Origin of the sequence: Burkholderia sp. 9779_493 (assembly GCF_015712215.1) — a bacterium.
Lineage (GTDB): Bacteria > Pseudomonadota > Gammaproteobacteria > Burkholderiales > Burkholderiaceae > Burkholderia > Burkholderia cenocepacia.
Genome location: NZ_JACCQA010000012.1, coordinates 158829 through 171676 on the forward strand (window position 1 = coordinate 158829; position 12848 = coordinate 171676).

At 68.9% G+C, this 12848-nt stretch carries 16 protein-coding genes; 8 read left to right on the forward strand and 8 right to left on the reverse strand.

Annotated features, from left to right (window positions below):
- The first annotated feature begins 49 nt into the window (after positions 1-49).
- The 7 genes from H0X95_RS14830 (at position 50) to H0X95_RS14860 (ending at position 4773) form a co-directional block, all read left to right on the forward strand.
- Complete coding sequence (locus H0X95_RS14830; RefSeq protein WP_006498360.1) at positions 50-454, forward strand: BON domain-containing protein; 405 nt, start codon at positions 50-52, stop codon at positions 452-454.
- A 30-nt stretch (positions 455-484) separates the two neighbouring features.
- The gene (locus H0X95_RS14835) at positions 485-1513 is read left to right on the forward strand and encodes an SDR family oxidoreductase (protein ID WP_059722859.1); all 1029 of its coding nucleotides are present in this window, start codon (positions 485-487) and stop codon (positions 1511-1513) included.
- A gap of 27 nt (positions 1514-1540) precedes the next feature.
- Positions 1541-1840, forward strand: coding sequence for a DUF2795 domain-containing protein (locus H0X95_RS14840; protein WP_006498358.1), 300 nt, complete (start codon positions 1541-1543; stop codon positions 1838-1840).
- 60 nt (positions 1841-1900) lie between these two features.
- Positions 1901-2467 carry a hypothetical protein gene (locus H0X95_RS14845; protein WP_059722861.1) on the forward strand — a complete coding sequence of 189 codons (567 nt, stop codon included), beginning with the start codon at positions 1901-1903 and terminating at the stop codon, positions 2465-2467.
- Positions 2468-2595: 128 nt separating this feature from the next.
- Positions 2596-3453 (forward strand): SDR family oxidoreductase, encoded by an 858-nt coding sequence (locus H0X95_RS14850; RefSeq protein WP_006498351.1) that lies wholly within the window; start codon positions 2596-2598, stop codon positions 3451-3453.
- 34 nt (positions 3454-3487) lie between these two features.
- Entirely contained in the window at positions 3488-4102 is a 615-nt protein-coding gene (locus H0X95_RS14855) for a DUF4142 domain-containing protein (RefSeq protein WP_034203636.1), read from the forward strand.
- Positions 4103-4161: 59 nt separating this feature from the next.
- On the forward strand, positions 4162-4773 hold the full coding sequence (locus H0X95_RS14860) for a hypothetical protein (protein ID WP_006498349.1): 612 nt from the start codon (positions 4162-4164) through the stop codon (positions 4771-4773).
- A gap of 87 nt (positions 4774-4860) precedes the next feature.
- Here H0X95_RS14860 and H0X95_RS14865 read toward each other — a convergent pair whose 3' ends face one another.
- Together H0X95_RS14865 and H0X95_RS14870 are read right to left on the reverse strand one after the other, a co-directional pair.
- The gene (locus H0X95_RS14865; protein WP_049006772.1) at positions 4861-6165 is read right to left on the reverse strand and encodes an NRAMP family divalent metal transporter; all 1305 of its coding nucleotides are present in this window, start codon (positions 6163-6165) and stop codon (positions 4861-4863) included.
- A complete protein-coding gene (locus H0X95_RS14870; RefSeq protein ID WP_059723083.1) occupies positions 6162-6827 on the reverse strand; it encodes a UdgX family uracil-DNA binding protein in 666 nt (221 codons plus the stop codon). The genes H0X95_RS14865 and H0X95_RS14870 overlap by 4 nt, the downstream gene beginning before the upstream one ends.
- 233 nt (positions 6828-7060) lie before the next feature.
- On the opposite strand from H0X95_RS14870, the gene H0X95_RS14875 reads away from it, so the two are divergent.
- Positions 7061-7540: a response regulator gene (locus H0X95_RS14875; RefSeq protein WP_059722863.1), complete on the forward strand. Its 480-nt coding sequence runs from the start codon at positions 7061-7063 to the stop codon at positions 7538-7540.
- Positions 7541-7881: 341 nt separating this feature from the next.
- Here H0X95_RS14875 and H0X95_RS14880 read toward each other — a convergent pair whose 3' ends face one another.
- The 6 genes from H0X95_RS14880 to H0X95_RS14905 are packed head-to-tail and all read right to left on the reverse strand — an operon-like array spanning position 7882 to position 12845.
- Entirely contained in the window at positions 7882-8127 is a 246-nt protein-coding gene (locus H0X95_RS14880) for a DUF2274 domain-containing protein (RefSeq protein WP_003097776.1), read from the reverse strand.
- Positions 8124-9416, reverse strand: a complete 1293-nt coding sequence (locus tag H0X95_RS14885) for a TrbI/VirB10 family protein (protein ID WP_003097773.1) — start codon at positions 9414-9416, stop codon at positions 8124-8126. Before H0X95_RS14885 ends, H0X95_RS14880 begins: the two co-directional genes overlap by 4 nt.
- A gap of 2 nt (positions 9417-9418) precedes the next feature.
- Positions 9419-10411, reverse strand: a complete 993-nt coding sequence (gene trbG, locus H0X95_RS14890) for a P-type conjugative transfer protein TrbG (RefSeq protein WP_003097771.1) — start codon at positions 10409-10411, stop codon at positions 9419-9421.
- Positions 10408-11112, reverse strand: a complete 705-nt coding sequence (trbF, locus tag H0X95_RS14895; RefSeq protein ID WP_003097768.1) for a conjugal transfer protein TrbF — start codon at positions 11110-11112, stop codon at positions 10408-10410. Before trbF ends, trbG begins: the two co-directional genes overlap by 4 nt.
- A gap of 24 nt (positions 11113-11136) precedes the next feature.
- A complete protein-coding gene (gene trbL / locus H0X95_RS14900; protein ID WP_003158124.1) occupies positions 11137-12516 on the reverse strand; it encodes a P-type conjugative transfer protein TrbL in 1380 nt (459 codons plus the stop codon).
- Positions 12513-12845 carry a hypothetical protein gene (locus H0X95_RS14905; protein WP_010791835.1) on the reverse strand — a complete coding sequence of 111 codons (333 nt, stop codon included), beginning with the start codon at positions 12843-12845 and terminating at the stop codon, positions 12513-12515. The genes trbL and H0X95_RS14905 overlap by 4 nt, the downstream gene beginning before the upstream one ends.
- Positions 12846-12848: the final 3 nt, after the last annotated feature.

The following is a 12848-nucleotide window of genomic DNA, read 5'->3' on the forward strand; positions in this document are numbered from 1 at the left end:
ACCTCTGCTCACCCGCCGGCTCGCCCGGCCCGATGAAAAGGAGGTCACGATGAAGGTATTCCAGCTGCAAGCCCGCTCCCCGCGCATCCGCCATCAGCGCGCGATGCGCACCGGCATGGCGGTCGCGATCGCCGCGGCCACCGCATGCATGGTCGTCGCGCCGAACGCGGTCGCCGCCGGCGACGATGGCGCCGCATCGTCGTCGACGTCGTCGTCGCATTCGAGCACCGGCACGAAGATCCGCGACGCGACGATCACGACCAAGGCGAAGGCCGAGCTGGTCGGCACGAGCGGCCTGTCGGCCGGCGACATCCACGTGAAGACGCGGCACGGCACCGTGACGCTCACCGGCAGCGTGCCCGACGAGCAGCAGCGCACGCAGGCCGTCAGCGTCGTGAAGCAGGTCGACGGCGTGCAGGACGTGCGCGACCAGTTGACCATCCGGCCCAAATAACCGCGACGCGACCGTAACAGGAGTCCAGTGATGAACTGCATGCTCAAACCGGTCGGCGAACAGACGATCGTGATTACCGGCGCGACGAGCGGCATCGGTCTCGTCACCGCGCGCAAGGCGGCCCGGCGCGGCGCGAAGCTCGTGCTGTTCGCGCGCAACGGGGAAGCGCTGAACACGCTGTGCGAGGAAATCCGCCAGCACGGCGGCCTCGCGGTGCCGGTCGCCGGCGACGTCGGCAACGTCGAGGATCTGCAGCGCGCGGCCGCGGCGGCGGCCGACACCTACGGCGGCTTCGACACCTGGATCAACAATGCGGGCGTATCGATCTTCGGCACGGCGGCCCAGGTGCCGCTCGAGGATCAGCGCCGGCTGTTCGACACCAACTACTGGGGCGTCGTGCACGGCTCGCTCGTCGCGGCCGACCATTTCCGGCGCAAGAGCGATTTCCACGGCGGCGCGATCATCAACATGGGCAGCGAGGCGTCCGACGCGCCGGTGCCGCTGCAAAGCGCGTACGTCGCGTCGAAGCACGCGGTGAAGGGCTTCACCGATTCGCTTCGGCTCGAGATGGAAGCCGATCACCTGCCGGTGTCCGTCACGCTGATCAAGCCGGCCGCGATCGACACGATGTTCGTGATGCACGCGAAGAACTACATGAACGTCGAGGCGAAGCTGCCGCCGCCGATCTACGACCCCGACCTGGTGGCCGACGCGATCCTGTTCGCGGCCGCGCATCCGCGCCGCACGCTGTTCGTCGGCGGCGCCGCCAAGTTCACGTCGGCGAGCGCGTACCACGCGCCGCGCCTGTTCGACCGCGTCGCGGCCACGCTGTTCTCGCGCGGCCAGCGCACGGTGCGCCCGGCGCGGCCGCGCGACGACAACGCGCTGTACGACTCGCGCCACGCGCTGCACGAGCGCGAAGGCATGGAGGGGCCGGTGCTGCGCAGCTGTGCGTACAACACGGTGGTGCAGCGGCCCAAGGTCGCCGGCGCGGTCGCGCTGGGCGCGGCGGCGCTGGTGTTTGCCGCGTTCGCGCGTGCGCGCCGGTCGTCCGCGTGATTTCGTTCATTTTCCAAGGAGGCGTTCATGACATCCCGACAACACACGGGCCACGAGTACAGCCACTCGCGCGCGCACGAAGGCGAGCGCACCCAGCAGGACCACGACAAGGGCGGGCACCAGACGGGGCACGGCAAGCCGCCGAGCCCGGTCGACGTGCAGAAGGCGCTGAAGGGAATGGACTATCCGGCCAGCAAGGCGGACGTCGTGCAGTGCGCGGAACGCTCGAACGCGGACCGCGCGGTGCTCGACATGCTGCGCAAGATTCCCGAGCGCGAGTACGACACGCCCGCATCGGTATCGAAGGAGCTCGGGCGGCTGATGTGAGCGTCGCCCATCGCGCCGCGTGCTCGCGCGCGCGGCGCATCCATCATGAGGAGCACGACCATGGCGATGATCGTCGCAGGCCGTTTCACGACGTTCGATGAAGCGGAAGGTGGGGCGCGTCACCTCTACGAGCGCGCGTTCGGGCCGGACGACGTGTCGATCTTCTTCCTGAACCCCGGCGGCCAGCACGCGCGCTTCCCGATCGGCGGCGACGTGTATGCCGACACCGCGGCGAAACCGGGCGGTCGCGGCGCGATGATCGGCGCGATCCGCGGGCTGCTGATCGGCGTCGTCATCGGGTTGATCGCCTATGCGCTCGGCCTGCGCTACTGGTTCGTGCCGGCCGCCGCCGCGTTGGCCGGCGCCTATCTCGGCGCATTCGGCGGCGCGCTCGGCCGCATGCGCGGCGAGCAGGCCGAAGGCAAGGGCACGCTCGCGCAGAGCGAAACGGGCGTGATTCTCGCCGCGCGCGTGACGCCCGACACCGCGACGACCGCCGAAGACGTGTTGCGCGCGACCGGCGCGAAGTCGATCGAGCGCGTCGAAGGCGACTGGCAGGACGGCGAATGGCGCGATTTCGATCCGGTGCGCCGGCCCGACGAAGTCCCGTCCGGCGGCCCCCGCTGACGACGCCGTTTTTCCAGACGCTTGCAACGTCAACCCTGAAAACACGGCCGCCGTGCGCGGGCCGGCGTGCGCCGCGCGCGGCACGCCGTTTGCGCAGCATCGGCGGCACCCGTTCAAGGAGGAACCCCATGACCACTGCACAGACGCCGCCACCGCAGAAACAGACGCATCAGCCGGGCACCGAGCGCGACATGCATCCGAAGCCGCGCGACGAAGCGGCCGACTACGTGGGCAGCGGCAAGCTTGCCGGCAAGGTCGCGCTCGTGACGGGCGGCGACAGCGGGATCGGCCGCGCCGTGGCGATCGGTTTCGCGAAGGAGGGCGCGGACGTCGCGATCGTCTACCTGAAGGAATCCGACGACGCCGCGCATACCCGGCAACTGATCGAGCAGACCGGCCGACGCTGCGAGGCGATTGCCTGCGACGTCGGCGATCGCCGGCAGGCGCACGACGCGGTGGCCCGCACGGTCGAACGGCTCGGCCGGCTCGACGTGCTCGTGAACAACGCAGGCGAGCAGCATCCGCAGCCGGGCATCGAGGACGTGTCGGAGGAACAGCTCGAACGCACGTTCCGCACCAACGTGTACGGAATGTTCTTCTGCACGCAGGCCGCGCTGCCGCACATGAAGGCGGGCGGTCGCATCGTCAACACGGCGTCGGTCACCGCGTATCACGGCAGCCCGAAATTGCCCGACTACTCGGCGACCAAGGGCGCGATCGTCGCGTTCACACGGTCGCTGTCGATCGAGCTGGCCGAACGCGACATCCGCGTGAACGCGGTCGCGCCGGGGCCGATCTGGACGCCGCTGATTCCGTCGACGTTCACGCCCGAGCAGGTCGCGAAATTCGGCTCGAACGTGCCGCTCAAGCGGCCGGGGCAACCGGACGAACTGATCGACTGCTACGTGCTGCTCGCGTCGGCCGGCGCGAGCTACATGACCGGGCAGACGCTGCACCCGAACGGCGGCTCGATCGTCGGCGGTTGATGGCCGTTTCCACGCAAGCACCAGGAGAAAGCTGATGAGACAACCCAACTGGACGATCGCGGCGCTCGCCGCCGGCGTGCTCGCCGTGTCGGGGCTCGCCCGCGCGCAGATGCCGAGCGAGCCGCCCGCATCGAATTCGCACGTGCCGGGCGGCGTGATCAACCCGTCGTCGGGCGCGGGCGCCGCCGGCGACCCCGGCATCGCGAAAGCGCCGAAGGGCGCCGATGCGGAGTTCGTCGACAAGGCCGCGATGGCCGGCAAGGCGGAAGTGCAGGCCAGCCAGCTCGCGCTGAAGCAGGCGCAGTCGGCGGACGTGCGAGCATTCGCGAAACGGATGGTCGCGGATCATGGCAAGGCGAACGCGAAGCTCACCGAGCTCGCCGCACGCAAGGGCATGAAGCCGCAGGTCGAACAGATCTCGGACCCTGACGTCGAGGCGCTGCGCGGCAAGAGCGGGCACGACTTCGACACCGCGTATCTCGCGGCGGCCGGCCCCGACGCGCACCAGAAGGCGGTCGCGTTGTTCGAGGACGAAGCGCGCGACGGCAAGGACGCGCAATTGCGCGCATTCGCCAAATCCACGCTGCCGACGCTCAAGCATCACCTGAGCATGGCGCAGACGCTCGCACGCAAGGTGGGCGCGCAATAACGCGCGCCCGGTTCCACCCCTGGGCCGCACGGGCGGCCCGCTTTTTCGGAGAAGCAGTCATGGCCCAACGGCAATCGAAGCACGAAGGTATCCTCGAACTGCTCTGCCAGGCATACGAGACCGAGCTTGGCGGCGCGCAGATCTACGAGGCCGCGCTCCAGTGCGCGACCGACGAGGACCTGCACAAGGAATGGGAGAAGTACCATCGCGAGACGCTGCACCACCAGGAGGTGCTGCGCAACGTGTTCGCCGCACTCGGCCTCGATCCCGATGCGCAATCGCCGGGGCGCGCCGCGGTGGCCGCCACCGGCAAGTCGCTGGTGCAGGTGATCGAGCAGGCGAAGAAGCAGGCCGATCCGGCGGTCGCGCAGGTGGTCGCGGCCGAGTGCGTGGTGCTCGCCGAAACCAAGGATCACCTGAACTGGGAGCTGATCGGCTATGCGGCCGACCAGCTGCCCGACAGCGACGCCGCGAAGGCGCTGAAGGCCGCGCACGACGAGGTGGAGGCCGACGAGGATCATCACCTGTATCACACGCGTGGCTGGGCGCGCGAGATGTGGATCGAGTCGATGGGCTTCAAGGCGGTGCTGCCGCCGCCGGAGGAAGTGAAGAAGGTGGAGTCCGCCGCGGATGCGGCACGTGCCGAGCGCTCGCGCGGCAAGATGATGTAACGCCCCGGGCAGGCGGGCGGCGCGGCTGCCCGCCTGCCGGTCGAGCCGGTTGCGTCCGCAACGGCTTTCATCCCGCTGTTTCGATCCTCACGTCAGCATGTCGACGATCATCGTCACCACCGACGCCGCCATCAGCGCGACCGCCAGCCAGCCGAACAGTCTGGATACCGGGCCGCTGCCGGGCCGGCCGGCCGCGTCGCGCTTTCGCGCGAGCAGCATCACCAGCACGAGCATCGGCACCGCCGCGACGCCGTTGAGCACGGCGCTCCAGTACAACGCGCGGATCGGGTCGATCGGGCTGAAGCAGATCGCGATGCCGACGATCACGCACAGCGCCAGCACCGTGTAGAACGCGGGCGCACGCCGCACCGGCTCGTTCAGCCCTTCGCGAAACCGCCACGCTTCCGCGCAGCCGTAGGCGGCGCTGCCCGCGAACGCGGGAATCGCGAGCAGTCCGCAGCCGACGATGCCGAACGCGAACACCAGGAACGCGGCTTCGCCGGCGATCGGCCGCAATGCCTCGGCGGCCTGCGCGGTGCTGCCGATGTCGTGCCGGCCGTGCGCGAAGAACACGGCCGCGCCGATCACCATGATGCAGAACGACACCGCGTTGGTGACGACCATGCCGGTCCACGTATCGAACGTGATGCGCTGCTCGGTCTCGCGGCGCGCGCCCGGCGCGCACGACGTATCGCCGTTGCGGCGCTCGGCCTGGGTTTCCTCGACCTCGAGCGCGGCCTGCCACACGAACAGGTAGGGGCTCAGCGTCGTGCCGAGCACCGCGACCGCGGTCGTCGCGTAGTCGTGCGTGAACGAAATGTGCGGCAGCGCGATGGCATGCAACAGGTTGCCCCAGTCGACGTGCACGAAGCCGAGTTCGATCACGTACGCGAGCAGCCCGAGCGTCATCCATTTGAGCCAGCGCGCGTAGCGCTCATAGGACATCAGCACCTGCAGCGCGAGCGACGCCAGGCCGTAGACCGGCGCATACCAGTAGCTGCGGCCGCCGACGACGAGCGCCGTCGCGTCGCCCATCGCCGCGAGATCCGCGCCGACGTTCACCACGTTGACGATCACGACCATCGCGATCAGCCCTTTCGCGAGGCGCTCGGAGAACATCTCGCGGATGCCGGCGACGAGGCCTTCGCGGTTGGTGCGCCCGATGAACGCCGACGCGAGCTGCACGGCGACCATCATCGGCAGCGTGACGACGATCATCCACAGCATGTTGAAGCCGAACTGGCTGCCGGCCTGCGCATAGACGGCGACGTTGCTCGGATCGGCGTCGGACGCGCCCGCGAGCAGCCCGGGGCCGAGCCGCCGATACCACGGTGTCGCGGCGGGCGGCGACGCCTCGGTCGCCGGCCGCGCGTCTTCGTCCAGTCCGCTCATCCGGCGTCCCCGTGCGACGGGCGTGCGCCGCCGTGGCGCCGCTCGCGCGCGAGCCGCGACGCGGTGCGCAGCGCGTCGACCAGCGTGCGGTACGCGTGTTCGCGGGAATCGGCGCCGCGCGTGCGCAGCACGTACGACGGGTGATAGGTCGCGACGACGATCCGGCCGTCCTCGGTGCGCACCGGTGCGCGCGTGCGCTCCAGCGTCGCGTCGTTGTCCTGCAGCACCGCGCGCAGCGCCGTCGCGCCGAGCGCGACCACCACGCGCGGCTGGACCGCTTGCAGCTCGCGTTCGAGCCAGTAGTGGCACGCGGCCACTTCGCGCTGCGCGGGCGTCTTGTGCAGCCGCCGCTTGCCGCGCGGCTCCCATTTGAAGTGCTTGACCGCGTTCGTCAGGTAGACGTGCGTGCGCTCGATCCCCGCTTCGTCGAGCGCGCGGTCGAGCATGCGGCCGGCCGCGCCGACGAACGGCAGGCCCATGCGGTCCTCCTGGTCGCCCGGCTGTTCGCCGACGAGCATGATCGGCGCGTCGACGGGCCCGGCGCCCGGCACCGGTTGCGTCGCGTCTTCCCACAGCGCGCAGCGGCGGCATGCGTCGAGCGTGGACGGCGCATCGTCGTCGGCCGGCGTCGGCGTCGGACGGTCGGGTGCTTTGCGGGTCATGCGGCGCCTCCGGTGCAGGCCGAAATAGCGGCGCGCCGCGATCGCGCGGAACATGCCGGCGCGCACGTGGTCGCACGCGCAGAGGGACGCAAACCGGACGCTTGAAACCGCATCGCGCGCATGAAGGACTCCAGGGTCGACGATGCGAAACATGCAGCAACCGGCATGCCGCATGCAGTCGGTATGGGCGCGCGCCTTGCGGCGCAAGCCGGTCCAACGACAGGAGAAGCACGATGCAACCCGATCCCGGCGACGATCCGGCCGCCGACGACGTGCTGCTGTGGCGCGACCCCGACAGCGTGCCGCGCCGCCCGCGCCGCGTGCTGGTCGTCGACGATTATCGCGATGCGGCGGATGCGCTGCGCCTGCTGCTCGAGGCGCGCGGCTTCGAGTGCCGGGTCGCTGACGATCCGTTCGCCGTGTGCGACGTCGCGCGCGACTGGCAGCCGTTCGCGGTGGTGCTCGACATCGCGATGCCGGGCCTCGACGGGTTGCAGCTCGCGACGCTGCTGCGGCGCGATCCGCGAACGTCGGACATGCTGCTGGTCGCGTGCAGCGGGCTCGCATCGCGGCGCGATTGCGAACGGGCGAAGGAAGCCGGCTTCGACGCGCACTGCGCGAAGCCGTTGACGCCGCACCGGCTGCTGGGCTACCTCGAATCGGCAAGCGGCGGTGCTGCGAAGCCGGACGGGGACGTTACACGACCCTTGTAAAAAGGCGGGCGGCGCGCCGGGTGCGGCGCCGGCCACCGCGGCGCGAGGACAAAAAAGTGCCGGTGTCAAGTCTTGCGTGCAAAGCACGTAAGGCTTGAAACCATATATGGGACAGTAGGTTAGCTCTTTTCGCGGCCGCTTTGCAGAACCACGGCTTCGTCGGCTAGGAGCCACATAAGAGCGTCGGGGGAGAAAGCCGCATCGCACTGTGTCGTGCTGGATTGCCGAGGAACGGCGGGCCTGTCGCGTCATCATAGCCCAAGAGACATAGCGGCATCCAGAATGAAGAACGCGCAGCCTGGGGCTGCGCGTTCGATGGATGCCGTTGGTATGCGACGCCATCATGTCGGCTTCGATGGCGCGCTCCGGGTCGCCGTGTCCTTCCTGAATCCCCGATCCCCCGCCATGAACGCCTCCAGCATGTGCGGGATCAGCGTCATGGCATCAACCGCCTCGCCGTAGGTCTGCGCGTGCAGCGCGGCGTAGCGGTCGAGGTCGGCTTTCAAGCTGGCTGGGCAGGCAAAGGTCAGTTTGACGCTTTCGGTCTTGGGCAGCGGCCCGAGCCGCAGCTTCTTGGTCGTGCTCATTGCGAAGCTCCCCGATTGAAGAACAGCGGCTGGTACGGCCGCAGCACCAGATCCCGGTTGACGATGATTCGCACGGGCAGGCCCGGCCGCTCGGTCAGCGTCGGCTGGATATTCATGTTGCGCCGGGTGATTTCCTGGCCGACCTGATTGATGCTGTCCTGTGCGCCATCGCGCCCGGCGATGACGATGCGGTTGCCATCCTGGCGGTTCTCCGGCGCGGCCAGCTCGGCACCTACGCCCAGCAACGTCGTCAGCACCGCGCCGGCAACGATGCGATTCCAATGCCAGTCCACGTCGTCTTCCAGGCCGGAGTAGCCGGCCGGATCGGTGCCGACAAGGTTGTCCAGCGTCAGCGAGGATGTGTCGGGCAGAATGACGCGATTCCACACCACCTGCACGCGGCTTTGTCCGTAGCTGACCTGGCTGTTGTATTTGCCAAGGATGCGCGAGCCCTGCGGGATCAGCAGAAACTTGCCCGTGGCCGTGTCATAGACCGGCTCCGTCACCGTGGCGATCACGTCGCCCGGCAAATCCGACTGGATGCCCGTCACCAGCGCACCCGCGATCACCGTTCCGGCCATCACCTGATAGGGCGATGCGGGCAGCGCCAGATGGCCGGAATTGCGGGTTTCCGTAGAACCGGCTTTCAGGAATGCCTCTTTCTGGTCTTGCCGGTTCTGCACGGCGGTCGGGTCGGCGGGCTGGGCCGCTGTCGAGGCAGGCCCGGCAGCGAGAGGATCGAAGGCCGCGAGTGTGTTTGCAACACCAGGCGCACCCGGCGCAGCTTGCGCGACCGTGGCGGCGGCCTGGCCCTGACCCTGGCCGCCCGAGCGGAAGAACACCGACGAGGCCGCCGCCGCGTCCGCCTCCTTGCGCAAGGCATCTTCGGGATCATGGCCTGGCGGCGAATAGCCCGGCGTCACCGGCTGCTGCGAAGCGACGATGGCCGGACCAAGGTCGCCGGGCAACGGCGGCCCCAGTTCGGGCACATCGGGCGGCAAGGCTGGCGGCAGCTTCGAGTAGTCCGTCGGCAGCGCATCCAGCCCTTCGGACTTCGAGACGCGATCGACGTTGTAAAGCTCGGTCTGCTCGTTGGCTCCGCGCCGCTGCGGTTGCAGCGACCAGATGGTGGCCCCAAGCACGGCGACCGACAGGCCGCCGGCGAGGATGGCCAGCGTGCGCCGATTCAGGCGCGTGACCGGGCGTGGCTGGGCGCGCAGCGCCACCGCCTCCGGCGCAACCTTGCCCGCCTGCGGCGTGGCGAGGTCGGGGGTGTCGTCCTGGCTCATGGTCAGTTCCTCCGCGCAACGCCGTCCGTGCGTTCAATTCGCACCACGTCGCTCTTGTCTCCGCCCAGGCGGAGTTCGGCGGCGCCGAACAGCCGATCCACGATGTAGTACGGCGAGCGGAAGCGATAGTTGACCAGTTGCCCGTCGCCTTCCGGCCCGATCACGAACAGCGGCGGCAGCTCGCCTTGCGCGATGCCGGCGGGGAACTGGATATAGACCTTCTGCCCGTCGTCGAACGCGCGCAGCGGCTTCCACGGCGGGTTGCTACCGCTGACCGCGTAGCGGAAGCGCAGGTTTTCCAGCGACAAGCCGGAGTCCACCGGCGCGGCGGCGCTGGCCGCCTGCGCTTGGCGCTGCAAAGCCAGCATCCGGTCGCGCGGGTACTCCCAGGACACCGACGCCATCCACGTCTTTTCCGTAGAAGCCAGCTCCAGAAGGTACGTCCTGCGGCTGGTGGTGATGACGAGATTGGTCTTTAGGGCCGAACGGATTGGCTTGACCAGCACGTTCACGCGCAGGTCGGCGCCGCTACCGCTGGACGTATCACCCACGATCCAGCGCACGGTATCGCCGGCGGCCACCGTCACCAGTTCCTCGCCCGGCTGGAGCGCGATCACGGTCACGCGGCCCACGGCCGCATAGACCTGATACAGCGCACCGTCAGTGAAGGGCCAGACCTGAATCGCATTGACGTAGCCCTCGCGCGTGGGCGCGACGCGCGCCTCCGTATTGGCCCGCGAGACGCGCACCTTCTCGTCGGCCGGTTCCGGCGCGGCCTTGGCGTCCTCTGCCTCGGGCAATGGCTTCAACTGCGCCGGCAGCGCCAGCGGCTCGGGCACCTTGACCACTTCCACCGGCGCGGGCGGCTCCGGCAGCGGCTGGGCCTGCACTGGCTCATCGAGCGAGATGGTCGGCGGCGGTTTGCCCTGCGTGGCGCAGCCCGCGAGGGAAAGCAGGATCAACGGCAAGGCGGATTTACGGAAAAGATCATTCATGGCTTGGCTCCTTCGGAAGAATCCAGTTCACGGCTCCACGACAGGCCGTTGACGTAGATGCCCAGGGGGTTCTTGCGCAGGCGTTCTTCGGTGCGTGGCGGCTGGAGCACGATGGACACCACGGCCGTCCACCGCTCCAAGCCCGCCGCGGCACCGTTGACGTATCGGCGTTCCGTCCAGCGCACGTTGAAAGACGTGTCGCTGGCGCGCACGACGCTGGTGATCTGCACCGTCACCGACTCCTTGCCGATGCGCGCGAACGGGTCGTTGACCCGTGCGTAGTCGTTGAGCACGGCCGCGCCCTTGTCGGTCGTGTAGTCGTAGGCGTCGAGCCAGTTCTGGCGGACGACGATGGGGTCGATGGACAGCGAGCGCACCAGCGTCACGAAACGCGCGATGTGATGCGCCGTCTGCGCATCGTTGGGCCGGTACGGCGTGGCGGCTTCGCCGACCGCGCGTACCTGGCCCGCGTTGTCCACTTCCACGACGTAGGGCGTCACGATGGACTGCGCCGAGCGCCACACCAAGCCGCCGGCCATCAGCAGCGCGAGCGTCAGGCAGCCGAAGGCCATCAGGCGCCAGTTCTTCGCCTGCACGCGCGGCGAGCCGATACGGTCGTCCCACACCTGGCCGGCAGCTTGGTACGGCGTGGCAGGCTGCGGCGTGCCGGCATAGCGCACCTGCGGTTTTCTGAATCGCATGGTCAGTTCTCCTTGTGAATCGCTTTAGTCGTCGGAGCCGCGCAGGCTCGGGCCTTGCCCCGAGCCGCCACCGTCGCCGCCGCGCAGCGTGTGCGCGGCGGTGGTCGCGGCGTGGGTGAGTTGCTGGCGGCGATGCAGCCGCTTGGCCCAGGCGGGTTGTTCCGGCTTCTGTGCAGCGGCGCCGCCTGCGGGGGCTTCTCCTGCGGAGGCTTGACCGGTTGACGCGCCAGCGTCGGCCGTCGAGCCATTCCAGCCAGCACGGAACGGAGCGGCCATCCGCTGCCCGGCAGCGGAAGCACGGGATGCTGCGGCGCGTCCGGCGGACTGCGCGCCGGTCTTGGCGACGTTGCCTAGGCCCGCCATCGCGCCCTTTGCGCCGCCGCCAGCGGCGGCGGAACCGGCCTGGAACGCCGACTTCGCACTGCTGGCCGCCGACGTGGCGGCGCGCGCGCCGCTGCCGGCAAGCTTGGCGGCGGCAGGCGCCATGCGCGCCCCGGCCATGACTGCGCCACCTACGCCCGTCGCGGCGGCGCCGATGGCGACGGCCGTGCCGGCAGCGCCGACAGCAGCACCGGCCATTGCGCCAGCGCCGAGCTGCGGCGCACCGGACACGAGGCCCGTGGCGATGCCGGGGCCGAAGATCCCGAGCGCCAGCAAGGTGAGCGAGGCCAGCATGATGACCAGCGCGTGGTCGATAGACGGCTCGGCGGGATGGACTTGGAACTGAGCGAACAAGCCCGAGCCGATACCGACGATCACGGCCAGCACCAGAACCTTGACGCCGGAGGCCACCACGTTGCCCAAGACCTTTTCCGCGAGGAACGCGGTCTTGTTCCAGAGCGCGAATGGCACCAGCACGAATCCGGCGAGCGTGGTCAGCTTGAACTCGATCAGCGTGATGAACAGTTGGATCGCCAGCACGAAAAAGCACAAGACCACGACCAGCCACGCGAGGAACATCACCACGATGGGGTCGAGGTTTACGAATACTTCGGGAAAGCCCGCCATCTCACCGATCTGCTCCAGAATCGGCGCCCCGGCGTCGATGCCGGTTTTCGCCAGCCGGCCCGGCTGCAAGAAGTTTTCCATCGTGATGGCCGAGCCGGTGGCGGTTATGCCTAATCCCGCAAACGAGCGGAATACGATGCTGGCCAGCCAGTTGAAGTTATTGATGATGTAGGCGAAGGCGCCGACGTACAGCACCTTGCGCAGAAGCTTGGCGATCACGTCCTCGCCCTGACCGGTGGCATGGCTCATGGCCCAATACAGGCCGGCGATCGTCATGTCGATGACGATCAGCGTGGCCGTGAGGAACGCCACTTCGCCCCGCAGCAGCCCGAAACCCGAGTCGATATACGCGGCAAAGGTGTTGAGGAACTGGTCGATGATGGTCACGTCATTCATGGCGTGTTCTCCGGCTCGGCGGGAACGGCCGGCGCCATGCCATCGGCCGGTTCATCGAAGCTCGGCGGGATCGGCGGCAGGTCGGCCAGCGTCTGGTATTCATCCGGCCCGGCCTTGCCGGAGAAGAAGCGCCGCCGGAAGGCTTCGGCGGCGGCACGGCAAGCGTCCTCGCCCGTGGCCTGCCGGTCGGCCGCGCATTGCGCGCGCAATGCCTTGAGCCGCACGGGATCGACGGCCAGGGCATCGGCAAGGTTGTCGGCCGGCTGCTTGCCGCAAGCGGCCAGCAGCACGACAAGCACCACAACAGACGGGGCGAGGACGCATCGCATGGC

Excerpts from the sequence above, each read along its gene's own strand:
- H0X95_RS14840 (WP_006498358.1), top strand. The coding sequence starts at position 1,541 with ATGACATCCCGACAACACACGGGCCACGAGTACAGCCACTCGCGCGCG.
- H0X95_RS14850 (WP_006498351.1), top strand. The coding sequence starts at position 2,596 with ATGACCACTGCACAGACGCCGCCACCGCAGAAACAGACGCATCAGCCG.
- trbL (WP_003158124.1), bottom strand. The coding sequence starts at position 12,516 with ATGAATGACGTGACCATCATCGACCAGTTCCTCAACACCTTTGCCGCG.
- trbF (WP_003097768.1), bottom strand. The coding sequence starts at position 11,112 with ATGCGATTCAGAAAACCGCAGGTGCGCTATGCCGGCACGCCGCAGCCT.
- H0X95_RS14875 (WP_059722863.1), top strand. The coding sequence starts at position 7,061 with ATGCAACCCGATCCCGGCGACGATCCGGCCGCCGACGACGTGCTGCTG.
- trbG (WP_003097771.1), bottom strand. The coding sequence starts at position 10,411 with ATGAATGATCTTTTCCGTAAATCCGCCTTGCCGTTGATCCTGCTTTCC.
- H0X95_RS14860 (WP_006498349.1), top strand. The coding sequence starts at position 4,162 with ATGGCCCAACGGCAATCGAAGCACGAAGGTATCCTCGAACTGCTCTGC.
- H0X95_RS14845 (WP_059722861.1), top strand. The coding sequence starts at position 1,901 with ATGGCGATGATCGTCGCAGGCCGTTTCACGACGTTCGATGAAGCGGAA.
- H0X95_RS14905 (WP_010791835.1), bottom strand. The coding sequence starts at position 12,845 with ATGCGATGCGTCCTCGCCCCGTCTGTTGTGGTGCTTGTCGTGCTGCTG.
- H0X95_RS14870 (WP_059723083.1), bottom strand. The coding sequence starts at position 6,827 with ATGACCCGCAAAGCACCCGACCGTCCGACGCCGACGCCGGCCGACGAC.
- H0X95_RS14865 (WP_049006772.1), bottom strand. The coding sequence starts at position 6,165 with ATGAGCGGACTGGACGAAGACGCGCGGCCGGCGACCGAGGCGTCGCCG.
- H0X95_RS14880 (WP_003097776.1), bottom strand. The coding sequence starts at position 8,127 with ATGAGCACGACCAAGAAGCTGCGGCTCGGGCCGCTGCCCAAGACCGAA.
- H0X95_RS14885 (WP_003097773.1), bottom strand. The coding sequence starts at position 9,416 with ATGAGCCAGGACGACACCCCCGACCTCGCCACGCCGCAGGCGGGCAAG.
- H0X95_RS14830 (WP_006498360.1), top strand. The coding sequence starts at position 50 with ATGAAGGTATTCCAGCTGCAAGCCCGCTCCCCGCGCATCCGCCATCAG.
- H0X95_RS14835 (WP_059722859.1), top strand. The coding sequence starts at position 485 with ATGAACTGCATGCTCAAACCGGTCGGCGAACAGACGATCGTGATTACC.
- H0X95_RS14855 (WP_034203636.1), top strand. The coding sequence starts at position 3,488 with ATGAGACAACCCAACTGGACGATCGCGGCGCTCGCCGCCGGCGTGCTC.